At 50.4% G+C, this 24,803-nt stretch carries 23 protein-coding genes; 9 read left to right on the top strand and 14 right to left on the bottom strand.

The genetic code is table 11. From position 1 onward, the window contains the following. Positions 1 to 8: 8 nt before the first annotated feature. The 3 genes from B5D20_RS01890 to B5D20_RS01880 form a co-directional block, all read right to left on the bottom strand. Positions 9 to 365 (bottom strand): hypothetical protein, encoded by a 357-nt coding sequence (locus B5D20_RS01890; RefSeq protein WP_078664538.1) that lies wholly within the window; start codon positions 363 to 365, stop codon positions 9 to 11. A gap of 142 nt (positions 366 to 507) precedes the next feature. Beyond that, positions 508 to 1,992 carry a coproporphyrinogen dehydrogenase HemZ gene (gene hemZ / locus B5D20_RS01885; protein WP_078664537.1) on the bottom strand — a complete coding sequence of 495 codons (1,485 nt, stop codon included), beginning with the start codon at positions 1,990 to 1,992 and terminating at the stop codon, positions 508 to 510. Next, a complete protein-coding gene (locus B5D20_RS01880; protein ID WP_078664536.1) occupies positions 1,989 to 2,537 on the bottom strand; it encodes a GDSL-type esterase/lipase family protein in 549 nt (182 codons plus the stop codon). Before B5D20_RS01880 ends, hemZ begins: the two co-directional genes overlap by 4 nt. Before the next feature lie 94 nt (positions 2,538 to 2,631). Here B5D20_RS01880 and cooS point away from each other — a divergent pair, with 94 nt between their 5' ends. Next, on the top strand, positions 2,632 to 4,530 hold the full coding sequence (gene cooS / locus B5D20_RS01875) for an anaerobic carbon-monoxide dehydrogenase catalytic subunit (protein ID WP_078664535.1): 1,899 nt from the start codon (positions 2,632 to 2,634) through the stop codon (positions 4,528 to 4,530). Between the two features lie 41 nt (positions 4,531 to 4,571). On the opposite strand, the gene B5D20_RS01870 is transcribed toward cooS, so the two are convergent. Then, entirely contained in the window at positions 4,572 to 6,527 is a 1,956-nt protein-coding gene (locus B5D20_RS01870; protein WP_078664534.1) for a thioredoxin domain-containing protein, read from the bottom strand. Positions 6,528 to 6,717: 190 nt separating this feature from the next. Between B5D20_RS01870 and B5D20_RS14045 the strand changes: the two genes are divergently transcribed. The 4 genes from B5D20_RS14045 (at position 6,718) to B5D20_RS01850 (ending at position 10,556) form a co-directional block, all read left to right on the top strand. Continuing rightward, positions 6,718 to 7,437: a thermonuclease family protein gene (locus tag B5D20_RS14045; protein ID WP_078664533.1), complete on the top strand. Its 720-nt coding sequence runs from the start codon at positions 6,718 to 6,720 to the stop codon at positions 7,435 to 7,437. Between the two features lie 279 nt (positions 7,438 to 7,716). Beyond that, positions 7,717 to 8,823: a phage minor capsid protein gene (locus tag B5D20_RS01860; protein WP_078664532.1), complete on the top strand. Its 1,107-nt coding sequence runs from the start codon at positions 7,717 to 7,719 to the stop codon at positions 8,821 to 8,823. Further along, on the top strand, positions 8,813 to 9,118 hold the full coding sequence (locus tag B5D20_RS01855; RefSeq protein WP_078664531.1) for a hypothetical protein: 306 nt from the start codon (positions 8,813 to 8,815) through the stop codon (positions 9,116 to 9,118). Before B5D20_RS01860 ends, B5D20_RS01855 begins: the two co-directional genes overlap by 11 nt. A gap of 328 nt (positions 9,119 to 9,446) precedes the next feature. Continuing rightward, a complete protein-coding gene (locus B5D20_RS01850) occupies positions 9,447 to 10,556 on the top strand; it encodes a PRK06851 family protein (protein ID WP_078664530.1) in 1,110 nt (369 codons plus the stop codon). Between the two features lie 7 nt (positions 10,557 to 10,563). On the opposite strand, the gene B5D20_RS01845 is transcribed toward B5D20_RS01850, so the two are convergent. Genes B5D20_RS01845 through B5D20_RS01835 form a run of 3 tightly spaced genes read right to left on the bottom strand, consistent with a single transcriptional unit; the run spans position 10,564 to position 14,204 of the window. Beyond that, positions 10,564 to 12,915: a polysaccharide deacetylase family protein gene (locus B5D20_RS01845; protein WP_078664529.1), complete on the bottom strand. Its 2,352-nt coding sequence runs from the start codon at positions 12,913 to 12,915 to the stop codon at positions 10,564 to 10,566. A 5-nt stretch (positions 12,916 to 12,920) separates the two neighbouring features. Continuing rightward, on the bottom strand, positions 12,921 to 13,790 hold the full coding sequence (locus B5D20_RS01840) for a damage-control phosphatase ARMT1 family protein (RefSeq protein WP_078664528.1): 870 nt from the start codon (positions 13,788 to 13,790) through the stop codon (positions 12,921 to 12,923). Positions 13,791 to 13,793: 3 nt separating this feature from the next. Beyond that, positions 13,794 to 14,204, bottom strand: coding sequence for a CoA-binding protein (locus B5D20_RS01835; RefSeq protein ID WP_078664527.1), 411 nt, complete (start codon positions 14,202 to 14,204; stop codon positions 13,794 to 13,796). A 97-nt stretch (positions 14,205 to 14,301) separates the two neighbouring features. Between B5D20_RS01835 and B5D20_RS01830 the strand changes: the two genes are divergently transcribed. Beyond that, complete coding sequence (locus B5D20_RS01830; RefSeq protein ID WP_078664526.1) at positions 14,302 to 15,561, top strand: hypothetical protein; 1,260 nt, start codon at positions 14,302 to 14,304, stop codon at positions 15,559 to 15,561. On the opposite strand, the gene B5D20_RS01825 is transcribed toward B5D20_RS01830, so the two are convergent. Further along, on the bottom strand, positions 15,558 to 15,749 hold the full coding sequence (locus B5D20_RS01825) for a ferritin family protein (RefSeq protein WP_159071917.1): 192 nt from the start codon (positions 15,747 to 15,749) through the stop codon (positions 15,558 to 15,560). The genes B5D20_RS01830 and B5D20_RS01825 overlap by 4 nt on opposite strands. Before the next feature lie 197 nt (positions 15,750 to 15,946). Between B5D20_RS01825 and acs the strand changes: the two genes are divergently transcribed. The 3 genes from acs (at position 15,947) to B5D20_RS01810 (ending at position 18,975) form a co-directional block, all read left to right on the top strand. Continuing rightward, positions 15,947 to 17,848, top strand: coding sequence for an acetate--CoA ligase (gene acs, locus B5D20_RS01820; RefSeq protein ID WP_318262671.1), 1,902 nt, complete (start codon positions 15,947 to 15,949; stop codon positions 17,846 to 17,848). An 84-nt stretch (positions 17,849 to 17,932) separates the two neighbouring features. Continuing rightward, a complete protein-coding gene (locus B5D20_RS01815; RefSeq protein WP_242952031.1) occupies positions 17,933 to 18,304 on the top strand; it encodes a CidA/LrgA family protein in 372 nt (123 codons plus the stop codon). Beyond that, positions 18,301 to 18,975 carry an LrgB family protein gene (locus tag B5D20_RS01810; protein WP_078664524.1) on the top strand — a complete coding sequence of 225 codons (675 nt, stop codon included), beginning with the start codon at positions 18,301 to 18,303 and terminating at the stop codon, positions 18,973 to 18,975. Before B5D20_RS01815 ends, B5D20_RS01810 begins: the two co-directional genes overlap by 4 nt. Here B5D20_RS01810 and alr read toward each other — a convergent pair. Genes alr through B5D20_RS01780 form a run of 6 tightly spaced genes read right to left on the bottom strand, consistent with a single transcriptional unit; the run spans position 18,972 to position 24,685 of the window. Beyond that, entirely contained in the window at positions 18,972 to 20,096 is a 1,125-nt protein-coding gene (gene alr, locus B5D20_RS01805; protein ID WP_078664523.1) for an alanine racemase, read from the bottom strand. The two genes, B5D20_RS01810 and alr, sit on opposite strands and share 4 nt — an antisense overlap. Continuing rightward, the gene (locus tag B5D20_RS01800; RefSeq protein WP_078664522.1) at positions 20,096 to 20,584 is read right to left on the bottom strand and encodes a CBS domain-containing protein; all 489 of its coding nucleotides are present in this window, start codon (positions 20,582 to 20,584) and stop codon (positions 20,096 to 20,098) included. Before B5D20_RS01800 ends, alr begins: the two co-directional genes overlap by 1 nt. Beyond that, a complete protein-coding gene (locus B5D20_RS01795; RefSeq protein WP_078664521.1) occupies positions 20,581 to 22,146 on the bottom strand; it encodes an NAD(P)H-hydrate dehydratase in 1,566 nt (521 codons plus the stop codon). The genes B5D20_RS01800 and B5D20_RS01795 overlap by 4 nt, the downstream gene beginning before the upstream one ends. A 1-nt stretch (position 22,147) precedes the next feature. After that, the gene (gene acpS, locus B5D20_RS01790) at positions 22,148 to 22,537 is read right to left on the bottom strand and encodes a holo-ACP synthase (RefSeq protein ID WP_078664520.1); all 390 of its coding nucleotides are present in this window, start codon (positions 22,535 to 22,537) and stop codon (positions 22,148 to 22,150) included. Positions 22,538 to 22,596: 59 nt separating this feature from the next. Next, positions 22,597 to 23,385 carry a LytR/AlgR family response regulator transcription factor gene (locus B5D20_RS01785; protein ID WP_078664519.1) on the bottom strand — a complete coding sequence of 263 codons (789 nt, stop codon included), beginning with the start codon at positions 23,383 to 23,385 and terminating at the stop codon, positions 22,597 to 22,599. Next, positions 23,357 to 24,685 (bottom strand): histidine kinase, encoded by a 1,329-nt coding sequence (locus B5D20_RS01780; protein WP_078664518.1) that lies wholly within the window; start codon positions 24,683 to 24,685, stop codon positions 23,357 to 23,359. Before B5D20_RS01780 ends, B5D20_RS01785 begins: the two co-directional genes overlap by 29 nt. Positions 24,686 to 24,803: the final 118 nt, after the last annotated feature.

The raw sequence follows: 24,803 nt of genomic DNA, 5'->3' as shown, positions 1-24,803 counted from the left end.
CCGGTCACCTATTTCACAGCATTATATACAATTCCGACCATGACCCGGCTGGACACAACCAGCAATAACCCCAGCATTACGACAATCACGCTGGTCTTGCATTTTCGCAAATTCTCCGGACTCCAGCCACCCATGGTCAGTTTGATTCCGGTTACCCCCAGTCCCAGAATGGCTCCGAAAGCCCCGAGATACATCAGGATATCGGATAGACTGCTGACTTTTTCCCAGATATCCTGGATTTCCCCTGTCAGCATTTCAGCTTTTTTACTTTTAGCTGCCCAGGCGATACCATTTAGCGACAAAAGCTGCAGGAATGCGACATATTTCACTATTTCCCGCCAGAAAAAAGAGCGCCTTTTCGACATATTTAACCATCCTTTGTTGAAATTTCTTTTTACTCCTCTTTTTGCCTGCCAGGCAATAACTATAATAACATGTCAGAATCTTTTTGACAATACTCTGGTTTGTTCAATTTTCAAACAAAAATACCGGGGTTTACCCGGTATGCTAGCCAAACAACTCCTGTAATGCCTGTTTTTTGCGCACAATCACCTCATCAATGCGTTCTAGATAAGCAATGGGGTCTTTCGGATTATAGGTATTGACTAAAGTGTAATCAGGTCTTACCCACTTTGAACCTGCCCCTGCGCCCAGGCCCAGGATTGTTTGTCTTTCCTCAATCATCTGGATGTTATAAAGACAGGCTTTACCCGGTACTGCAAAACCCACATTTTCCAGGGCACCTACCATTTGTTTTTGCCGGTAGAGATAATAGGGTTCTAACCCCTCTTCTTCAGCATAGCGGTAAACCCGGGCCAGCAACGCTTCCGCCTCTTCGGCCGAAGCCAGTTCCAGGCTCTGCCCCTGCCGTTTTGCCTCTGCCAGCAAGCTGGCTCTTTTTAAGGCCAGGGTATGGACTGTCAGATTTTCAGGGGCCAGCTCCCTGATGCTGGCCAGGGTAGCTTCCAGCTCCTCCCGCCCCTCGCCCGGTAGGCCGATAATCAGATCCATGTTCAAAACCGGAAAGCCCATTTGCCGGGCCAGCCGGACACATTCCACCACCTGATCAGGAGTATGGGCCCGGCCGATTTTCTGCAGGGTTGCCTCATTCATGGTCTGCGGATTGATACTGATGCGGTTAACCCCGGCTGCCCGCAACAACTGCAATTTTTCTCTATTGATAGTATCAGGCCGACCTGCTTCCACAGTGAATTCCTCTGTCCCCGGTTGCAAAAGAGCTTGCTCGATGCCGGTCATCAACTGCCTGAGCTCCCGGGCATCCAGCGAAGTGGGCGTACCCCCGCCGACATAAATGGATTCCACCGTAAGCCCCAGCTCTCTGACCTGTTCTCCTAGTGCCGCCATCTCTTTCAATAAGGCCGCTAATACTGGTTCCGTCCACTTCTGCCAGCGCGCCAGGGGATAAGAAGGAAAGGAGCAATAAAGGCATTTTGTAGGACAAAAAGGAATACCTATGTAAATCCCGATCCGCTTCTGTTCCCGCTCCTGTCTTGCCAGTAGGGGACGCTGGCTCAGTGCAACTTGCAACAACAGCCCTGCCTTTTCTGCTGTCAGGCCATAACCGGTTTGCAACAAATCCCGAATTTCCCCGGGTTGATAACCGGCTGCCAGCATCCGATGTACGATTTTGGTGGGCCTGATTCCAGTCAGTACCCCCCAGGGCAGCTTGCCCGCTTCAGCGAAAGGCAACAGGGCCTCAAGGAGTGCCAGACGGCAAATCCGCCGCAGGCCGTTATAATCTTCTTCTGCCCGGTGCAGCTCGCGCTCCAGCCAGACCAGTTCTGATTGTCCCTCCTGGCAGATTTCCGTTTGTACCCTTATCTGTTGCCCTTCCCGCTCAAAGCTGAGATAGAGACACAGATCTGCCCCGGCAGGCCCAGGCAATAGTTCCACTTCCCCATAAATTGCTCTTAACAGATCTAGCACTACTTCTGCGTTGATGGGTTCCTGTCCTTGCCAGTAAATTTTCATCGACTTTGTTCCTCCTTGAATAAAGGCCGTAAAACAGCCAGAGCAGTTTCAGCCATTAAGCGGTAACCCTCCCGTCCGGGATGAACCCCATCGGGCAAGAGAGCGATACCGCCCTGTCTTTGAAAGGCAGCAAAGAAGTCAATCAGGATAATACCTTCCTCCGTGCAAAAATCCCGCTGCCAGGCCAGCAATTCCTGCAAGCGGGCACTGATTTCTGCCTCTTCTACCGGTAAGGGCAAACCTACCAGGGGGATAATATTATGCCGGCGCAAACCATCAATTATCTGCATAAAGGCCTGACAGCTTCTCTGGAAACGGTAGTGCAGCTGGTAAACATCATTGGTTCCTCCCAGTACCAGACAATGACTGGGCTGATATCCCAGCACATCCTTTTCCAGACGTCTGGCCATATCAGTAAGCGTATCTCCACAAATCCCTCTGTTTTCAATCTGTATCCCCAGTTCCTCCGCCACCCGGGCCACCCAGGACTCCCGGGGGCTATAGGGAAAGCCATAGGTCAGGGAATCGCCCAGTGCTACCCACATCCTTAAATCACCTCATGTTTTATCATACCATCCTGCATAGAAAAAAACCACGGGTAAAAACTATTGTAGAGCAATCCAGGAAAGGAGTGGGTTTATGACAGATACCAGAATCAGCTACCACGACTCGGTAGAGGAAATGGTGCAAAAAATCCGTGAAGACAACCTCACCACTGTTTTCGACCGCTATCAGGCCATGGAAAAAATCCGCTGCAAATTCTGTCTGCAAGGCCTGAGCTGCACCCTCTGCACTCAGGGACCCTGCCGTATTAGTGAGCAAGCCGGGATTACCCGGGGGGTCTGTGGTATCGATGGTGATGGTATGGCCATGCGCAATATGCTTCTGCGCAATATCATGGGTGCCGCTACCTACGGACACCATGCCTACTGGGCTTTCAAAACCCTGAAAGCCACAGCTGAAGGCAAGACCCCCTTTACCATCACCGACCAGAACAAACTGCGCTGGTTCTGTGAAACTGTTGGCATCAATACCAACCAGGACATAAACGCCATGGCTGCCCAGCTGGCTGATTTCCTCCTGGCTGAACAGCACAAAGACCATGATAGCCCCAGCATCATGGTAGAAAAATTCGCACCCAGCAAACGCAAAGAGGTCTGGAAAAAAATGGCCATCTATCCCGCTGGTGTAGTTTACGAAATTCAGGATGCCGTAGCCAGCTGTTTAACCAATGTCGACGGGGATTATGTTTCTCTGGCCAAAAAAGCACTGCGGCTGGGAATAGCCACCATCTACACCGCTCAGATCGGTCTGGAAATGGTCCAGGATATCCTGTATGGCACTCCTATGCCCCATGAAGTCAATGTGGACCTGGGCATTATGGATGGCGACTATGTCAATATCGTTTTCAATGGCCATCAGCCCTGGATCGGTGCCGCTACCCTGCAGCTGGCCCGCAGTGCCGATATCCAGAACAAGGCCAAAGCCGCCGGCGCCAGGGGTTTACGGATTGTCGGTTCTATCGAAACCGGCCAGGAATTAATTCAGCGTTTCCCGGTCGATGATGTATTTGTGGGCTTGATGGGCAACTGGCTGGCCATTGAACCATTACTGGCCACCGGTACTGTTGATGCCTTCGTCATGGAAGAAAACTGTTCACCTCCGCACCTGGGTGAATATGCAGAAAAATATCAGTTCACTCTGATCAGTGTCAATACCATCGTGCGTTTGCCCGGTCTCCACCATGCCCTGGATTATAAACCCATCGAAGCGACCAATATCGCCAACCGCGTCATCGATCTGGCCATCGAAAACTTCAAGGCTCGAAAAAACAGGGGGATTACTGCCAGGGTACCGCTAAAAACTCAGAAAGCCATTGCCGGTTTCTCCACTGAGGCCGTGCTGCAGGCCCTGGGCAACTCCCTGGATCCCCTGGTGGATGTAATCAAGGCCAACAAACTCAAAGGTGTTGTCGCTCTGGTCAACTGTACCACCTTGCGCAATGGACCCCATGATACCACTACCGTAGGTCTTACTAAAGAACTGATCAAGCGGGACATCCTGGTAGTAGCAGGCGGTTGCGGTGTACACGGTCTGGAAGTAGCAGGCCTCTGCAATCTAGATGCCATCAGCCAGGCAGGTCAGGGGCTGCAGGAAGTATGTAACCTGCTGAAGATTCCTCCGGTTTTACCCTTTGGGACCTGTACCGATACCGGCCGTATCTCCATGCTGGTAACAGCCCTGGCCGAACATCTGCAGGTGGATGTACCGCAACTTCCCATCGCCGTTACCGCACCAGAATGGATGGAGCAAAAGGCCACCATCGACGGCTTCTTTGCCGTAGCCTATGGTACCATCACGCACCTGTCACCCACGCCCTTTATTACCGGCGCACCCCGTTTGGTCCAGCTGCTGACCCAGGATGTGGAACAGCTGACCGGTGGCAAGGTTATACTAGGCGATGACCCGGTTCAGGTAGCCAGTGAGATCGAGCAGCATATCAATAACAAACGACAGGGCTTAGGACTGCCGGTATAACAGGCAACCGCCCCGCGGCCCAGAAGCCGGGGGCGGTTTTATTATTCGGCCAGCATTTTTAGCAGTTCTTCAAGATTATTAACCGGCGGCCGGCAGGCCTGCTTGTGACACACCATGTAAGTCAAAGGCTTGTCCTCGGGTTTAATAGTAATCACCAGTTCCGGCCGAAAACGCCGGGAAAGCTGGTAAATCAAGGTCTTAATTTCCGCTTCTTCCGATCGCCCACTTATGGTAACTTCCAGGGGAGTTTGTTCTTCCAGCCAGCAAACCTGCAGGAAAAAGGTAGCAGCCATCGGCACCCTGTTAACAACTGGAGCAAAAGCCTGCAGCTGTTTATCCAGCAGATCGCGCCATCTTTCCTGACCGGTTATGGCCCAGAGACGCCAGAAGTTATAAGCCATTACGGAGTTGCCCGCCGGCAGGGCATGATCATACACTTCTTTGGGTCTCAGAAATAACTCTTCACTATCGTGGCCGTAAAAGAAACAGCCGCCACTGGTATTATCCCAGAACAAATCCACTGTTTCCTCAGCCAGCTTTTCCGCCTTTTGCAAGTATTCGGACTTGAGAGTGGTAAGATAAAGTTCCAGTAGCCCCCAGGTCAGAAAGGCATAATCATCAAGATAAGCAGGATACTGCGCCTCTCCTTCCCGGTAGCGGGCTAATAGCCGACCATCTTCCCGGAAAAGATGGCGATAGATAAATTGGACTGCCTTAGCCGCAGCTCCAGTCCATTCCTCTTTTTGCCATACCCTGCCGGCAAAAGCTAAGGCAGCTATCATCAACCCATTCCAGGCCGTCAGGATTTTATCGTCTTTATAAGGAGGGATGCGCTGTAGCCGATGTCGGTACAATCTTTCTTTCTCCTGTTCAAACCCATCGACCCATCCGCTTTTGATTAAATTAGGGATGTTTTTACCTTCAAAATTGCCTTTAACCGTAATGTCATAGGCCTGACAAAAGGCTTGTCCCCGCCCTTCCCCCAGGATTTTTATGACCTCTCCCGGTTGCCAGACATAGTATTTGCCTTCTTCCCCCTCCGAATCAGCATCCTGAGCGGAATAAAATCCCCCTTCAGGATGGGTCATCTCCCGCAAGATATAAGTAATTATTTCGGTAACAATCCGGGCATAACGGGGATTATTGGTACACTGGTAGGCTTCTGAATAAAGATAAATCAGAAGGGCATTATCATAAAGCATTTTTTCAAAATGGGGTACTAACCAGTAACGGTCTGTGGAATAACGGCTAAACCCATATCCGATATGGTCATAAATTCCCCCTAAATACATGGCTTCCAGGGTCTTTTCTACCATCGCCAGGGCTTTCTCCTCACCCATTAGCCGCCAGTAACGCAACAAAAAACCGGCTATATGAGGAGTGGGAAATTTGGGCGGAGGCCCAAATCCACCATAGTCCGGATCAAAGGAGCGGGAAAAATGCTGGAAGGCTTTTTCAAATGTAGCTGTCTTCAATTCTTCTGTCTCCCCTTCCGGCTGCTCCTGTCGTATAGCCTCTACTATCCTGTCTCCTGTTTCCAGTAACTGTTCCCGTTCTTCCTGCCACAGTTGCGCTACTCGCTGCAGTATATCCACCAGCCCTGGCATGCCATGCCGGCTTTGTTTGGGAAAATAGGTGCCTGCAAAGAATGGTTTTTTCTCCGGGGTCATAATAATAGTTAAGGGCCAACCGCCCTGCCCGGTCATAGCCTGACATACAGTCATATAGACCTGGTCAACATCAGGCCTCTCCTCTCTATCCACCTTGATGGAAACAAAGTATCGGTTAAGAATTTCCGCCACTTCCTCGTCCTCGAAGCTTTCCCTTTCCATGACATGACACCAGTGGCAAGTTGAGTACCCAATAGATAGGAAGATTGGCTTGTCCTCTTTTTGGGCCCGCTGGAAAGCTTCCTCACCCCAGGGATACCAGTCAACCGGATTTTGAGCATGTTGTAATAAATATGGTGACTTCTCAGTTGCCAATCTATTTGCCATTTTTTAACCCTCCAATTTCTTCTAGATTGAGCAAAGCATTTTACAAGCTTAGTTTATATAAACAGGAAAATACATATTCCTATAGAGAATATTGCTCAGGAGGTAAAGTTTTGTTACGACACTAATCTCGGCAATGACTTTTAAACAAATTAATAAATATGTATAATAAAACTAGCGGAGGTGTTACGCTATGAATTTGATATCCAAGAACAGATTTATTTTTCTCCTTCTACTGCTTTTGCTGCCATTTAGCTTTGCTTTTAGCGGGAACCAGCAGTTTACACCTGCCAGAGTAGTTTCCATTGCTGATGGTGATACTATTCATGTTTTATTTAACGGTAAAAATGAACGGGTAAGGATGATCGGGGTCAATACTCCTGAAATCGCCCATCCCGAGCTGGGCATCAAGGAACAACCCTATGGCCAGGCTGCCCAAAAATATACTACCAGTGCCTTAAAGGGCCGTAAAGTTTTCCTGGAATTCGATGTAGAAAAACGGGACAAATATGGTCGCCTCCTGGCCTATGTCTGGCTGGAAAAACCCGCTTCCACCCGGGAACCGGAAGTCCGGAAGAAGATGTTCAATGCTATCCTGCTGCAGAATGGTTATGCCCAGGTCATGACCGTTCCTCCCAATGTGAAATATGCTGACCTGTTTGTCAAATTACAGCGGGAAGCCCGCAACCAAAACAAAGGCCTCTGGGGGATTACGGAAAAGACCGGAACGAGCCGGGTATCTTCCCCCACAGTTAGCAAAAAATCCTATTTGGGTAATTCTAATTCCCGGAAGTTTCATTATCCCAGCTGTAAATGGGCCCAAAAAATCAGTCCCAGCCATCGCGTATGGTTTAACAGCCGGGAACAGGCTATCAAAGCCGGCTATGACCCATGTAAGGTTTGTCGGCCATAATAAAAAAGCATCAGTTCCGACTTGTCCCTGGTTAACTGGCTCTTGCAGCGGTACCCCGTTTTCTAGTTTGCAGGCCAGCACACAGCGGGCACATCCGATACAACGGGACACATCGACAACATATCCCCATTCTTTCCCCGCCCAGACTTGTTCCCAGTCAACTTGCTGATATACTGGTTCAGTAGCTACCGCCTTTAATCCCGCCGGCAGCAGTACTCCTAACAGGGTGTGGCCTGCTGCCATTAAAAACAGACGGCGCGATACAGGCTTCTTCACCTCATGAGTATGCACGATTCCTTTCAGTTTATAGGACGGCGAATTGATGACCAATTCAGGCGCGTTGCCCTTGAAGAAGCCGGACGCAAAATGGCCAGCGGTACCACGATAAAGGACATGAAACAGCGGGTAATCCAGCGGCTGCTTGACCAGGGACAGACTGCTTTTGTGGACAAGCTGGGCAGAAAATGGAGGTTGGACTCTTACGCTGAGATGGTGGCCAGGACTACCACCAGGGAAGCGGCTAGCGCGGCCACGATAAACACCTGCCGGGAAGCGGGGCTTGATTTGGTGAAGATAACAACGCATTATCCAACCTGCGAAAAATGTGCTCCGCTGCAGGGCAAGGTGTTTAGCATTAGTGGAGAAGATAAACGTTATCCGAAGCTTATGGATGAATACAGGCCGCCGATCCATCCTAATTGCCGGCATTCTTTGCATCCTTATGTGAGAGAGCTGGATCCGGAAGCAGATAAGGTACAAAAATACAGCAATACTTCGCTTACCAAAGACCCACGAAGCGAAGAAGAGAAGCAGGCATACAAAGAAATGCGGGATGCGGTGACAATAGCTACTAACCGGAAAAGGGCAAGGGAAGTTTTATTAAGTGAGAATGCTCCATTGGAAGAAAAGATGGAGGCATATAAAAAACTTAAAAAAACATATGAAGATACAGGCAAAAAGCCTGTTGGTTTTGATGCGCAGGTAATAAAGCATTATCAGTTGAATGAGGATAAATATAATGCTATAATCATCTCAGATACTGTTATTAATGATGGACCACAATGGAAAAGCGGTAAGGATATTGAGCATCTTAATAAAAGAAAAAAGCGGGGACATATACCGGAAAATTGGACTTTAGATGACTATAATAGAAAAATACAAGAGTTATGTTCTAAAGCTGATAATGAGGTATATTTATATCACAAAGAAGGATTCAAACAAAAGTATTATGTGTTTGGCGATAAAGAATGGATTGCAATAATCGGGCAGAATAAGGTTATCGATACTGCATTTAAAGTTGATAGAATGAATTATGAAGAATATATAAAGAAGAATGGCATGAATTTTTTAGGCACTGTAAAGGAGTTGAGGCCTAATGGACAATAAACATTTAATTAAAGGCTATGATATTTTTGTCAATGGTGAATGGGACCTTAGCCCATTTGAACATTTATATGAGTTAGCATGCAGAGATGTTATTCAGGAACATATTAATGACTTCAATGAAACAGAAAAAGAGGAAATTAAAAAGCTGGATAGAATTCTCATTGAGAGAGCCCCACTGTTTTATAAGGCATTAAAAGGTTTTTTAGAAGCAGAACAAAAGAATAAGCCTAAGTCCCATTGGTGGTGGTATCTTAATGAAGTTGTCGAAGGAAAGCTAAACCCACAAGTGAATTAATAACCACCCAACCAAAGCGGTTGAGGTGGTATTTTTATAAGCTCAGCTACCAAGAGTAGATGGAGTTCCTAAGAAGCGTCTAAGTGAGACTTAGGCGCTTCTTGCGTTATAAGCATATTAAAGTGGTTTTTATATTACGGCAACGTGCGCCGGTTAAGCACGGAAATTTAAAGGAGGGGAGCTTCAATGAATGATGATCAAATGAACAATCAAAACCAGAATTCTATCTTGGCAAACTGATAATTGTGAATTTTCTATGCACACTTGCCTAAAAATATCATATATATTTATTAGGGCAAAAGCCCAAAACAACTAGGGAGGTTCGAGAGTGAACAAAGGAATTCTACGGCGTCTTTTCCCGGGTGGGAACACTTGTCAGGGATTCTATTCTCTCTATCATCACATGATTGAACCCGATGCTACCCGCATTTTCGTTATCAAGGGTGGCCCCGGGGTCGGTAAGTCCACCTTCATGCGCCGTATCGGTGAAGCCATGCTGGAACAGGGGTATGAAGTAGAATTTCACTGCTGTTCTTCCGACAATAATTCCCTGGATGGCGTGGTAATCCCCGCTCTGCGGATCGCCTTGCTGGATGGTACCGCCCCCCATGGAGTTGATCCCAAAAACCCCGGGGCAGTAGACGAAATCATCCATCTCGGTGACCACTGGCAGGAAGATATGCTGCGGGCCAATAAGACTGCCATCATGGAAAGCAATGCCCGGGTGGGCCGCCTCTTTGTCATCGCCTATCAGGCTCTGGCGGAAGCCAAGATTGTTCTGGATGAATGGGAATCCTATCTGCAGGAAAGCCAGAATTTTCCTCAGGTTAACCGCCTTACCCTCAAACTAGAAGAGGAAATCTTTGCTGATATTAAACCCCAGTTTATCCGTCCCGCCAAAATCCGTCGCCTTTTTGCCTCAGCCATCACACCCCTCGGCCCGGTAAACAGCTGGGATACCTTGTTGATTGGTGTTGATAAAATCTTTGTCCTGCAAGGAGATCCAGGCACCGGCAAATCCACCCTGATCGAACGGCTCCTGACCAGGGCCCAGTTGCTAGGACTGGACTGCCAGGCCTATCATTGCTCCTTTGACCCGACCAAACTGGATGGGATCATCATCCCCGCCTTGAAAGTGGCAGTTATCAATGGCAATATCCCCTCAGACCTGCAGCTGCCGGCAACAGCTACAATTTATAATCTAAATGATTATCTCAATCGTCAGCGTTTATCTCTCTATACTACTGAAATCGACAGTGTTAAAGGCCGTTTCTGGACCTCTTTCTACCGGGCGGTTAAATATATTAAAGAAGCCAAAGCCGAACATGACCGCATGGAAACCTACTACATTCCCGCCATGGATTTCACCGCCATCAATCAGCGCCGGGAAGAAATCCTCAACCGGATTTTGCAATATGCTGAAGAAACAAAAAACTAGGGCCGCGCTATTGCGGTCCTAGTTTTTGTTTTTGTAAATACGCCTGTTTGCTGCTTATCAGCTGGTCCAGCAAGGGATCTCGACTCCCTTTGATTTTCAACAGCAGCTCCTGGGTATACAACAAATCCTTCAGGGTTACCAGCGGATAATCCTGCATGCCCAAACTGCCATCTGGCAAGTAGGCATAATGCAAATCTCCATCTGGTTTAATCCAGGCTGTACCAATATCCCTGATGCCCTGTAGCATTTTCTCTGCCTGAGTCAACCAGGCCTCCTCACCAGTTAACAAATACAGTTCCAGGAAAAAGTTGATCTCGGCTAGCTGATGATTGAGACTGGTATGGGTAATTACTTTGCTAGCCGTTAGATTCTGGTAATCATAAACCAGATAGCCTTTGTTTTGAGTGGTAAAATGGTTATTTTCCACATAGAGCCAGAGATATTTACCGTACTGCTCCGCCTTCTGGCAGGCAGCCTGAATCTGGTATTGACGATACACCTTTAATAAAAACATACCGGTATCGGTATTAAAGCGCGTATCAAAGAAAGGCTGGTCCAGACCATATTTTTCTTTCAAATTTTTAACAAGATGTTCTGTCGGCCAGATCCCGGCCTGATTCTGGCGCTCAACGGCATTAAACAGGCTGAGGGCAACCAGGTTTCGGAAAAATACCTCATCATGGTCTAATGCCATCATGCCCACATGCTGGGCGGGGATACGCCAGAAGACCCGCTCCCCCCCGGGCTCATATCCACCCGGGGTTTGGTTATAGATCCCATCGCGTAAAACTTTACGATAACGGTCACCATCAGCCCGACGCACATCGGCAATGCTAATCTGATTCTCCCAGTTAAGCAACTGCTCACTGGCAACGGCACCCCACTGGCTGTAAGCCTGGCCGGGTTTTAGCCCGGTAACGGAATACCAGAGAGCAGTACCATACTGGTTGCTATGCAATTGTACTTTGGCCCCTGGGTCCAGTTCCCTGCGGGTATCTTCCTGCAGAACCTCCCAGCTGTCACCGCGACTGAGATAGACTTCCCCTTTCTGCCCCGGCCAGAAATAGCCGCGGTTGGGTTGGACCAGCCATTTGTCGTCTGGAGCAGGCCAGGAGCTGGTAGTAACCATTGAAGCCAGTTGACTGTAAGGGCCATACTGAGAGGGCCGATAGGATATGGTCCGCACCTGCCAGGGCCCCTTTTCCCCTACCCGTTGCCAGTGGTAGACTAACTTACTATCCTGATTAGCAGGGGTCCACTCCAGCAGGTACATGCCCCCGCCTGGAACAGAGTAAAGGTCGATGGCCAGTTTTTCCCCATTCTCTTTTTCCCAGCTCAACTGCCAGCGTCGAAATGGTCCCAGCTGGTCCCTGGTTATTTTTTGGAATTTCCAGCCCGGCCCGGTAATTTGCAGGGCTTCCCGTACCTGGCCTTCCTCCAGCCAGAAAATCCTGGGCTGGAAGTTATCAATGCCAGCCAGTTGCCAGCCACTGAAGGCTTCCCTCTTGCCAAACTCCACTTCCAGCATGGCCAGCAGCCGTTCCGGGGTAAAGGACGGCATGCCTACCTCAAAACGGGGCAAGTACCAGGGATCGCTCTTGCGAGTGACCAGGCCAGGCTTGGTACCAAAGGCAAATTTGATTCCATGTTCCTTCAATAACTGAATTACATCACTGTTGCTTACCCCATAGGGATAGGCGAAAAATTCCGGCCGTTTATTAACTGGTAGTAAAGTAGCCAGACTTGTTTCCAGGTCGGTTCTCAGGCGCAATTTATACTCATCCCTGTTCTCCTGGCGACCTTCAGCAGCCAGCCAGAGACGGGAGGTCAGGGCTGGTCCTGTTTTCCCCGGTCTGATCTCCCCTTGATAGTGCAGATTATGGGTATGACTTTCCGGCCGTAGAACGTCAGCAAACTCCTGCAGCTGAGCGTCAGTCAATTTCGGTTTGCCTGTACGGGAAGTAACCAGAAAGACCAGGGCCCGCGCTTTGAATTCCCGCAGAATGGGAACAATCTCGGCAACACTGGCATAACCATCATCAATAGTGAGGAGAATGCTCTTATCCTTTATCTCCTTTTTTCCCTGTAACCAGTCCCGAAATTCTTCAGGGGTGACCAGAGTATAGCCTGCCTGGCGCAGTGCCTGGAGCTGACGGCGAAATTGCTCGCCGGAGATACTAAACCCTCCGGGCGAATTAAAATCATGATATTCCAGCACTGCAACCCGGCCTTCTTCGCCCAGTCTTGTTACCGGTTGTTGCTGAAACTGAGGCTGTACCCCCGGTCGCGGCCAAAAATAATAGAATGCGCCAGCTAACAGGATAATAATTCCAATAAAGTACAGGCCTTTTTTCTTCATGAGTTTTACCGCCTCAAGTCATTCTTTTTCAGTACCAGGTCGCCCAGTTCAACCCCTAGATGAGCTGCTACCAGTGGGCATTTGGCCTTGAGCAAAAAATACGTTTTTTCACCAGCCAGTTCCGTACCCTCCAGAGACTCATAATTGGCCTGGCCTTTGGAAATAACCACATCAGCTTCAGCCATGGCCTGTAAAAACTCCTGTCCTGAACGTTCGGGAACTACGCCGAGAAAATTATTTCCGGTATCGATCACCCGGCACAACCGGGGCAAGCCAGCAGCTTCCGCATCCTCACGGGTAGCATCATTGAGAATGGGCCCGGCTTTGACACTGTAAGTTACCTCCAGGTCCAAAGCAAGCAATTGTTCCACCAGCAGAGAATCAAAAATGATTTCCCCGCTGTTATCCCCGATAATCAGCACCTTCCGGGCTGTGCGCAGATCCTGGGCCAGTGCCGGGAGATGGTAAATGGTAAAAGGTTCATGTAAAACTTGTCGAATGCTGGCCTCCAGGTCATAATCCTGCAATATCCCCAGATCCACTATATTACCGGCTACAGCCAGCTTAACTGCCAGTTCCAGCGGCCAATCCGCCTCACTGACCATTTCCCGCAGCAGGGGTAATAAGGCCAGGGCCTGCTCATTGGATTTTTCCTTGGCCTCCTGGAAAAGATCCCCGACCCCGGCCATTTCCTGCAAACGGTGCAATAACAGGGAAGAGTTTAAAGCCGGAGTGGCAGTCTTGTCCAGCTGCGGAATCTCAAGGAGAATCTGGTCCAGTATTTTACCCTGTTCTTCAGCGGGTATCTCACCGTGTTGCATGGCATTCAATACCTGGCGCAAATAACAGGGTACACACTCCAAGCTAACTTGCATCGATTAACCCCTCTCCATTAAACGTGCATGTTCTATTTTCAGGCAACGATCTGCTACGGTCTTAAGTCCTGCTGCAGCAGCCAGTTTTTCCGCTTCCTCATTTTGAATCCCCAGTTGTAACCAGAGAACTTTCGCCCCGATTTCCACTGCTTCCCGGGCTACTGGCACCACTTCTTCCGGTTTGCGGAAAACATCCACCACATCTACAGGTTCAGGAATGCTCTTCAGGTCAGGATAGGCTTTTTCCCCTAGCACCTCCTGCAAACGGGGATTGACGGGAATGATCCTGTACCCCTGGTCCTGCAGGTACTTTGCCACCCGGTAACTGGGCCGGTCTTCTTTGTCGGAAATGCCCACGATGGCAATTGTCCGCATCTCATCCAGAATTGCCTTAAGTTCCTGGTCAGTATACATACACCCGCCTCCTCTGAATATACTTAAATCTATTATACCCCTTTGCTTCCCCGGGTGGCAAATGATATACTTTATGCTAGGGGAAAGGAGGCAAAAGATGGCAAGAAACGGTATTATTCATTATCAGTATCTGTTTTCCCGGGACGAAGCAGAGATCGTCAACCTCTGGCAACAATTGAGTAACCACCAGCTAGGTACAGAATCTCCTCCTGCCTGGGCCGATCTGGTCAATGAAAATGAACTTAATCTGTTAAAAGAAATAGTCATTCCCGCCGGCAGGGCACTTCTGTTCGAATTTGAAACCATAACGATTGTCGTACAATGGCTGGAAGGCTCACCAGCCCAGCTTCTGCCCGAAGTGGTGACTTCACCCGAAGATGCTGATTATCTTCTGGGCCAGACTACCCTGGTCGTCGCTCCGGCAGAGGAACTGGATTTGCCCCGGCCGCTTTTGCAGGAGACTGCCACTACAGTCACCAAATATGGCCTCTTGCGGCATAACTATGCAAATAGGCAGCACCATTATTATCACCTGCTCCCTGTAGCAGATCGCTCCCTGGAGCCTTTGGCCCTGAGGGACTTACCCCTGCTGGATCTGGGCTTTTTTTGCCTGAACCAGGAGCTGCGCTTGTTTAAAGACCAGAGAAAAATGATCACTCAAGACAAGCGGGAAATCGACCGCCGCCTGGCCAGCATTCTGCATAAACAGAAACAGCTGGAACAGCAATCGGAAAAAGAAAAAAGCCTCTTCTGGGAAGAAACCCTGCAGGAACTGGCCCAGCTCTATGGCACCCTGGGCAGTAATGCCCTGGTACTCAAGAATATTGAAGCCACTTTACAGCTGGATATCAACCGGCAGAGCAAAATTCTCCTGCGTTTAACCAAAGAAAGCGCCGGTCCTAAAGCACTGTTAACAGATGTATTGCCTGAGTTCAGTAACCAGCTCAAAGATTTCCATAATACTTCCCAGCAATTACAGCTTTCACTCCAGAACGCCAAAGCCGCCATTGATGTAGTCCAAACCCAGGTAGAACTGATTCATGCCAATGAAACAGTGCTGCTCCAGAAGGAAGGCCTCTCCCTGCAAGTAGCGGCCGCATTCATTGAGTTTATAGTGGTTATCTATTATAGCCTGTCCATCTGGAAAACCCTGACTCCAGAAACCACCTTTCATCACATTCCGGCCCTGCTCAAGCTAGCGGTAGTTGTGGGTTTTGCCAGTGCTGCTGTAGCAGTTACCCATTTTTCCGCGGAAAAATTCCAGGGCCACTCAGCAGCCAGAAGTAAGCTCAGAATTTCCCTGGCTCTCCTGGTTGCCCTATTTGGCCTTATGCTCTTTTTATCTGCCATTTATTAATAGCCTAAAAGCTTGACCGCTTTTATTCTTTCACGAATGCGTTTTTCGTGCTGTTCCTCCTCACGAACCAATTGTTCAAAGAGCAAGCGGGTTTCGGGATCGGCTGCCTGGGCAGCTGCTTCCCGGTATTTTTTTTGGGCTTCTATTTCCTCCTGTAATGCTTCTTCTAATGCTGTGAGCAAATCCATGGTTCTTTCCTCCCCCATTCATAGTCTTTCTTTATTATATATTGAATGGCAGCTCAATTAAAGGTAAATGGCTGGTAATTTTTTTACCCCGCGCCAGCGACTGTTCCCCTCCCTTTTTTGCTGATTTAATGCATATTTATTCACTTTTTTATATTTTTAGTCAAAAATAGTGGTAAGAAAGATTTTTATCACTGGAGGTGGACAGTTTGGAAGATCTTAAGCTGGATAACCTGTTGCAGGTAGAAACAAAATATGAGCCCCCGGCCAGAATTAAAGAAAATGCTGCCCTGCCCAATTACGAAGAAATCTATCCTTATTCCGTCAGCCAGCCGGAGGAATTCTGGGGCAAAGTAGCAGCTGAGCTGGAATGGTTTTCGCCCTGGGAAAAAGTCCTGGAATGGGAATATCCCAAACATCGCTGGTTTAGCGAGGGGAAATGCAATATTACCTATAATGCCCTGGACCGGCACCTCAATACCTGGCGGAAAAACAAGGCCGCCTTTATTTTCCTGGGTGAAGATGGCAGTGAACAGACTCTAACCTATGCCCAGCTCTATGACCGGGTCTGCCGTTTTGCCAATGGCCTGAAAGCCCTGGGCTTGCAAAAAGGCGACCGGGTCATTATCTACATGCCCCTGACCTTAGAAGGGGTAATCTCCATGCTGGCCTGTGCCAGGCTGGGAGCTATCCACAGTGTGGTTTATGCCGGTCTCGGCTTCGGTGCCCTGCGGGAACGGATTAACGACTCGCAGGCCAAACTGGTGATCACTGCCGATATCGGTTATCGCCGCGGCAAGGAAGTGGATCTCAAAAGCATAGTCGATCAAGCTCTGGAAGGGGTTAGCTGTGTTGAAAAAGTGATATTCTGGCAGCGTAAAACCGAAAAAGTGCCCCTGAAAGACAATGAAGTGGATTTCCTCACCCTCTTCAACCACAAACCCGATTGTCCCGCCGAAGTTATGGAAGCAGAAGATCCCCTCTTCATTCTCTACACCTCAGGCACTACCGGTAAACCCAAAGGAGTATTGCATGTCCACGGCGGCTACATGGTGGGCACTTACTATCATGCCCGGACTTTCATGGACCTCAAGGATGATGATATTTTCTGGTGTACTTCCGATATTGGCTGGATTGTAGGCCATTCCTATATTGTCTATGCGCCCCTGGTAGCGGGCATTACCACCGTTTTCCGGGAAGGGGCCCTGGATTATCCCAGTCCCGCCACTCCCTGGGAAATAGTAGAAAAATATAGGGTCTCCGTTATCTTTACCGCCCCCACTGCCATACGCCTGTTGATGAAATACGGGGATACCTATCCCAAAGAATACAACATGACTTCCCTGCGCCTGATTACCTGTGCTGGCGAGCCTCTGAACCCCGAGGCCTGGCGCTGGGCCTATGAAGTATTGCTTTCCAGCCAGGGCGGGTACATCGTGGATAACTGGTGGCAAACAGAGCTGGGCGGACCCACTCTGGGCACTCTGCCAGCCATGGCTGCCAAACCAGGGAAAGTGGGAGTCCCCCTGCCGGGAGTGGTGGCCGATGTAGTGGATTCAGCCGGTAATCCCCAGCCTCCTAACAAAGGCGGCTTGCTGGTCCTGAAAAACCCCTTCCCCCACATGCTGCGCACTGTTTTCGGTGATGATGAACGTTACAGCAAAACCTGGACCACTATTCCCGGCTATTATCTGACCGGGGATGTGGCAGTGAAAGATGAAGAAGGGTATTTCACCGTACTGGGCCGGGCTGATGATGTGCTGAACATTGCCGGCCATCGCATCGGTACTGCGGAAGTGGAAAGCGCTCTGGTCAGCCATCCCGCAGTAGCCGAAGCAGCCGCTATCGGCAAGCCCGATCCGGTTAAAGGAGAAGTACTGAAAGCTTTCGTCATCCTGAAACTGGGTTATGAGGGGACAGAGGAACTGAAAAAAGAGCTGGTCAACCACGTCCGCAATGAACTGGGCCCCATAGTAATTATCTCTGAACTGGATTTTGTCCCCAAATTGCCCAAAACCCGTTCTGGCAAAATCATGCGCCGTTTACTGAAAGCTCAGGAGCTAGGTCAGGATCCCGGTGACCTGACTACCCTGGAAGAATAAAGCATGGAAATTATCCCCTGGCTCTTCCGTAGAGAAGACCAGGGGATTAATTTAAGGGTTAAGTCTTACCAGGAGGTGGAATGGATGTTGCAGAAATGGTTGAAGATCCTGAGCCAGTGGCTGTTGTTATATGGCATTTATCAACTGGGAAACTATCTGGCCTCCTTAACCCATGTGCCCATCCCGGGAAACGTGCTGGGCATGTCGCTGCTGTTTTTCGCTCTGGTCAGTGGCCTTATCCCCCTGGCCTGGATTGAAGCAGGAGCAAACCTTTTACTTAAACACCTGGCTTTTTTCTTTATTCCCATCTCCGTTGGCCTGATGGCCTGGGGGCATCTGTTCCGGCAGGCAGGCCTGCAGCTTTTTCTGGCCCTGCTAATTAGTGCCGCTGTTACCATCCTGGTAACAGGTTATACTGCCCAGCGTCTGGGCCGGAAGGAGGTTGAAGGCCAGTGATTACTTTTTTTTCCATCATTCTCACCATTTTATGTTACTGGTTCAGCCGCAAGCTGTTTTTGCGCACCGGGATTTCTCTGCTTAATCCAGTGATTGTTTCCACCACCATCATAATTCTCGTTTTAAGCAGTTTTAATCTCACTTTTGATGATTATAAACAGGCCAGGGACATCATGACCTTTCTGCTTGGTCCCGCAACAGTAGCCCTGGCCGTCCCTCTTTATCGCAATAGCCGTCTACTTAAAACCAATCTGGTCGGCTACCTGACAGCCATAGCCGCTGGAGCTGTCAGTTCCATGTTTACAGTGCTGGGAGTGGGCCTTTTCTTTCAGCTGCAGCGCACCATTTTGCTCTCCCTGGCCCCCAAATCAGTAACAGCACCTATCGCACTGGAAATTGCCAGGATTATCGGAGGTGATCCAGCTCTGGCCGTAGCCTTTGTGGTGGCTACCGGCATGATCGGCGCTGCCATTGGCCCCTGGTTGATGAATAAAACTGGAATAAATGATGCCGCTGCCCGGGGTCTGGCTCTGGGTACCACTTCCCATGGTCAGGGCACAGCCATTGCCCTGCAGGAAGGCGAAACCCAGGGTGCCCTGGCCGGAGTAGCCATGGCAGTGGCAGCCATCCTAACCTCCTTCCTGGCTCCCTGGATTGTGGCCTGGTTTTAGACATAGATGCGGGGCACCCTGCTGCTAACTGCACAAACCAGCTCGTAATTGATAGTATCCAGCATGCTGGCCAGTTCATCCACCGGCAATTCAGCCTGGCCCTGCCGGCCAAAAAGGACCACTTCCTCCCCGGCTGTTACCTGCTCCAGATGGGAGACCCGCACCATAAACTGATCCATACAAACCCGCCCTACCACCGGGCAGCGCTGGCCTTTGATCAGCACTTCGGCCCGGTTGGAAAGCCGGCGGTTATAGCCGTCAGCATAACCCAGCGGGATGGTAGCAATCCTTTCCCAGCCACTGGTGACATAGGTTGAGCCATAACTGATCCCGCTGCCAGGCCCCACTTCCTTAACATAGGCGATGCGCGCCTTCAAGGTCATCGCCGGACGCAGGGCCACTTTTTCCTTTTTCACTTCATCGGAAGGGTACAGGCCATAGAGGGCAATCCCGGCCCGTACCAGATCCAGATGGGCAGAGGGCATATCCAGAATAGCCCCGCTATTAGCAGTGTGTTTAAGAGGAATTTCCAGTCCCAGCTTTTCCAGCTGGTCCACAAAGTTGCGGAAGAGCTCCAGCTGCCTTAGAGCCGAAGTTTTATCCTTGCTATCACTGGAGGCGAAATGGGTATATATCCCCTCGATTTCCAGCCCTGGTAAGCGGGCTATCCGCAAAATTTCTTCCAGGGAACGGGGGTTGGTAGTGACAAACCCCAGCCTGCCCATGCCGGTATCCAGTTTAAGATGAATTTTGGCGGTTTTGCGCAGCTGTACTGCTGCCCAGGAGAGGGCTTCTGCTCCCTGGTAATCAAAAACAGTCTGAGTCAGGTTATATTTAACCACATCCAGAGCCCCATCAGGAGGCGTATAGCCCAGAATCAGGATGGGCACCCCGAAGGCGGCCCGTCTCAATTCAATGGCTTCCTGTAAAAGGGCCACCCCCAGGCGTTCTGCTCCGTTAGCCAGGGCTACCCGTGCCACTTCCACCGCCCCATGCCCGTAGGCATTGGCCTTGACAATTGCCATCAACCTGGCCCGGGGCTGGGTTACCCGCCTGAGTTCCCGCACATTATGTCCTATCGCTCCCAAATCTATTTCCGCCCAAACCGGCCGGCAATGCATTATTCTCCCTGCCTCTCTTCCCCATGGTGGTGGGGTTTTTTCATTCCCACCATCGCTTTTACCAGATCCGAGCGGGAAACAATTCCCACTACCTTGTGATTGCGCACCACCGGCAGGCGGTTGATTTTTTTCTCCACCATAATAGTGGCAATTTCCTCAATGGGTGTTTCTTCTACAATGCTGATTACATCCTCGGTCATAATATCCTTGACCCTGGTAGCAGTCATTTTCCGCAATTCTTCCTCCAGCCGGTGCGGGCTTTCAAAATAGATGACCCCGCCCAGCAGCTGAAAATAGGTAGGTACCCGCAATTTCTTGCTGCGGACGATAAAATCCCCTTCAGTCACTATCCCCACCAGTTTATTTTCATCATTTACCACCGGAACTCCGCTGATGCCTTTTTCCGCCAGCAAGCGGGCCACCTTTTCCACTGAATCTTCCAGATGCACAGTAATAACATCCCTGGTCATTATTTCCCTGGCCATCATAGCTTACTACCTCCCAACTGCCAAATTTCCCGGGATACTTTCCGTAAATAATTTACCACATCCAGTGCTGTCAACGCCAGCTCTCCCATTTCTTCGCGGGCCAGATCTCCGGCCCGGCCATGCAGCCAGGCCCCTGCTGCTGCTGCCTGTTCCGGCGACAGCCCCTGAGCCAGCAAAGCCCCAATCAAACCGGCCAGAACATCCCCGCTGCCCCCTGTAGCCATACCGGGGTTGCCGGTGGGATTGAAATAATAGCAGTTTTCCCCGGCCGCAATCAAGGTACGGGCGCCTTTCAGCACTATTACCGCCTGCCAGTTGCGCCAGGCCCGTTCCACCGCTGCCAGCCGGTCCTTTTGTACTTCAGCAGTGGTTAGGCCAGTGAGACGAGCCATTTCGCCAGGATGGGGAGTAAGAATAGTGCCTGGAGGCAATTGCAGTTTTTCCCCTGCTGCCGCCAGGTAGTTCAACCCATCCGCATCGATCACAGTCGGACAACCAATCCGCTCCAGTACCTGGCGAAACAAGCGGCCGGTCTCTTCCTCCTGTCCCAGTCCTGGCCCGATTACCACCGCCTGGGCTCCCGCCAGGCCAGCGGTGATTTCCTCCAGCGCCGCTTCCGCCAGGGTCCCGCTCGGGGTTTCCTCTGCCCCGCGGGTCAGGGCTGCCGGTACAGCCACTGCCACCCGGTCCTGCAGGGAACGGGGGACAATTACCTCTACCAGGCCTGCTCCTCCGTGCAAGGCGCCCAGAGTGGCCAGCACCGCAGCTCCCGACATGTTGCGGCTCCCCGCCACTACTACCACCTTACCATAGGTACCCTTATGGCCTTCCGCAGCCCGCCGGGGTAGCCAGCTGGCTACCAGTTCACCCTGCAGCAACTGCCGCCGGGCGATCACTTCCTTTTCCAGTACCGTTGGTATGGAGATATCCGCCACCAGCAGCTGACCGCAGAAACTGGCTCCCGGTTCTACCACCAGCCCTACTTTCGGATAGGCCATGGTGACGGTAGCAGTAGCCTTGATCGCCGGACCGTGAACATGCCCACTGGCTCCTTCTACCCCGGAAGGAATATCCACCGCCACAATCGGCTTCCCGCTGTCATTGACCAGATTAATAACCTGACCTACATATTCCGGCACCGAGCCCTGAAAACCGGTACCGTAAATGGCATCAATAATGATATCGGTATAGAGCAGGGCAACCTTGACGGTATTGAGACTGGACGGCTGCCCGGCATAATGGACTTTGTAACCCAGGTTATGTAATATCTCCAGGTTGAGGCGGGCATCGCCCCGGATTTCCTCAGGAGCTGCCAGAAGCAATGTTTTGACCTCCATACCCCGGTTGAGCAGATGGCGGGCCACTACCAGTCCATCCCCACCATTATTGCCTTTGCCCACCAGAATGGTAGCCCTTTTGCCCCGTAATTCCCCCAGCAATTTTTCCACAGCCTGTACCACCTGGACTCCGGCATTTTCCATCAACACTGCTCCAGGAATGCCCAGCTTCTTTATCGCCAGCTGATCCAGCTGTCTCATCTCCTCCGGTTTCAAAACCAGCATTTCAAACACCTCCTGGTTTCCTTAGAGCCAGAGCAAAAGCCACCGCATACTCCTGACAGTGGGATAGGGAAAGCTGAATCTCCCCTATGCCCAGGCGGCGGGCCTGCTGCTCCGCCTCCCCGGTCAGTCTCACCACCGGACGGCCTGTTTCGCTACGCCCTATCTCGATATCCTGCCAGGAGACCACTCCCAGGCCTGTCCCCAGCGCCTTGGCCACCGCCTCTTTGGCAGCAAAACGAGCTGCCAGTACAGCCATCCTATCCCGCCGTCCTTCATAAATCCTTTTTTCAGCGGCCGTCAGCACCCGCTGGCTAAAGCGGCCACCGCTTTTTTCTTCTGCCCGCCTGATGCGCTCTATGGCAATGATATCGGTACCGATGCCGACAATCACTTTCCCACCTCCGCAAAAGCCGACCCCCAGCGCATCTGCTGGGGGTAAGCTGTTCAAACCTACATGCCGAGAATTTTCTTCAGTTTTTTGGCATTGGCCCGGCTGACGGGAACCTCGCTTTTTTCCTGGTCTTCTACGATCAAGGTATAGGTGCCATTGAAGAATGGCACAATTTCCCTGACTTTATGCAAATTGACAATATAACAACGATGAGTGCGGAAAAAGACCTGGGGATTGAGGCGTTTTTCCAGTTCCTTCAGGGTGTATCTGGTAAAAAGTCTGTCCGAAAAGGTTTTAATATAAACATAGTCCTGTTCTGTAAAAGCATAAATGATATCCGCTTCATTGACCAGCACCGTTTTACCCTGTTTTTCCGCCGGAATGCGGTCAATTTTGATATTGCCGGGCACCGGACCTAAAGCTGGTCCATCATCAGCACCCCTTTCTTCCGCTCCGGCTTCATCTGCTTTTTGCTGTTGTTGCAAGATGGCTTTTTCCACTTTGGCAATAGCCCGGGCCAGCCGCTTTTCATCAATGGGTTTGAGCAGATAATCAATGGCCTCGACATCAAAAGCCTTAACTGCGTATTCATCATAGGCAGTAACAAAAATGATTTTGGGGGGTTTGGGCAATTCCCGAATCCGGGCCCCCAGCTCCAGGCCGTTCATGCCAGGCATTTCAATATCCAGGAACAAAATGGAGTAATCCAGGGCCTTAATCAGAGTCATAGCCTCCTGAGCATTGGTTGCCTCCCCTACCACCTCGACATTATCAAACTGCTGCAAGAGAAAACGCAGCTCTTTCCGGGCCGGATATTCATCATCTACGATTAAAGCCTTCAACTTCATGCCTTTCCCCTCCCACATGTTTCTCTTTCAGTAAGGGTACCCGTACCGTAACAGTAGTGCCTTTGCCCTCTTCGCTGACTATCTTCAGGCCGTGGTCTTCCCCAAACAGGCCTTTCAGGCGTTCATGGACATTGGACAAACCTACCCCGTTGCCAGAGCCATAACCAGGGGTCAGAACCAGGGGCAGTTTTTCCCTGGGTATGCCCACTCCATCATCCCGGATCACGATTTCCAGCTCACCATCCACCTTGCGGGCAGAAATCTGCACTGCTCCTTTGCCCATTTTGGGTGTAATGCCATGCTTGATGGCATTTTCCACCAGCGGCTGGATGGTCAACACCGGCACCTGATACTGCAATAACTCGGGGTCAATATCCCGCAGGATTTTTAACTTTTCCCTGAAACGCGCTTTCTCCAGAACCAGATAGGTATTGACATATTCCAGCTCTTCTTCTAAAGTATTGAACATTTGATGTTTTTTCAAGGCATGGCGGAAAAAAGCGGCCAGGCGGATTAATAGGCGCCGGGCTGTTTCGGGATTGGTACGGCTGAACATAATGATAGTATTAAGAGTATTAAAAAGAAAATGGGGGTTAATCTGGGCATGCAGTGCCTGAAGCTCGGCACTGGTCACCAGCTGGGCCTGCCTGTCCAGCTCCGCCAGTTCCATCTGTACCGCCAGAAGCTGGGCAATCCCCACTGCCAGTTTGATGACATGGGGCGGAATTTTGCCCTGTTTGGTCTGGTAGAGCTTGACACATCCCACCACTTTCCCCTGGCATTTCAAAGGGGCGATAACCGCTGCTTCCAGGGGACAGTCACAATCCTTGACCGGGCAGCGCAAATTCTCCTTGTTCTCTACGATTTTTAGTTCACCTGTAGCAATCACCTGTTTGGTGGCATGGGTCAAAATCAAACGTCCCGGCTGATGTCGTTCACACCCGGCTCCCACATAGGCCAGCACCTTTTCCCGGTCGGTAATGGCCACAGCGGCTACATCAGAGATCTTCTGAATAATTTCCGCCGTCTTGCGGGCCGTTTCCTCATTCAGCCCCCGGCGCAAGACCGGCAGGGTTTCATTGGCGATTTGCAGGGTAGGGTCCACCGGCTGGTCATCCAGACGTACTGTCACAACCCTGCGCCTGGCGGCATAATCCAGAGCGATGTAGGCTCCGACTCCGTTTATTATCGCCAGAAAACCACCGGTTAACCAGAGGTTGCTGTTAAATCCAGCCAGGAGGAAGAGGGTTTCCAGCAGGGTAATTCCTAATCCAATGGCAATTGCCTGTCCAACTCGCATGCCCTCACCTCAATATGCTTCAGGATATTAAACTGTATATTCTACTTACAAGGTTTTTTTCCTTTTAATTTTTATTATACTACAGTTTTTTTCTTTTTCCCACAAAAAAAAGGGGGAT

Origin of the sequence: Carboxydocella sporoproducens DSM 16521 (assembly GCF_900167165.1) — a bacterium.
Lineage (GTDB): Bacteria > Bacillota.
This window is presented reverse-complemented; position numbering and strand designations above follow the sequence as displayed.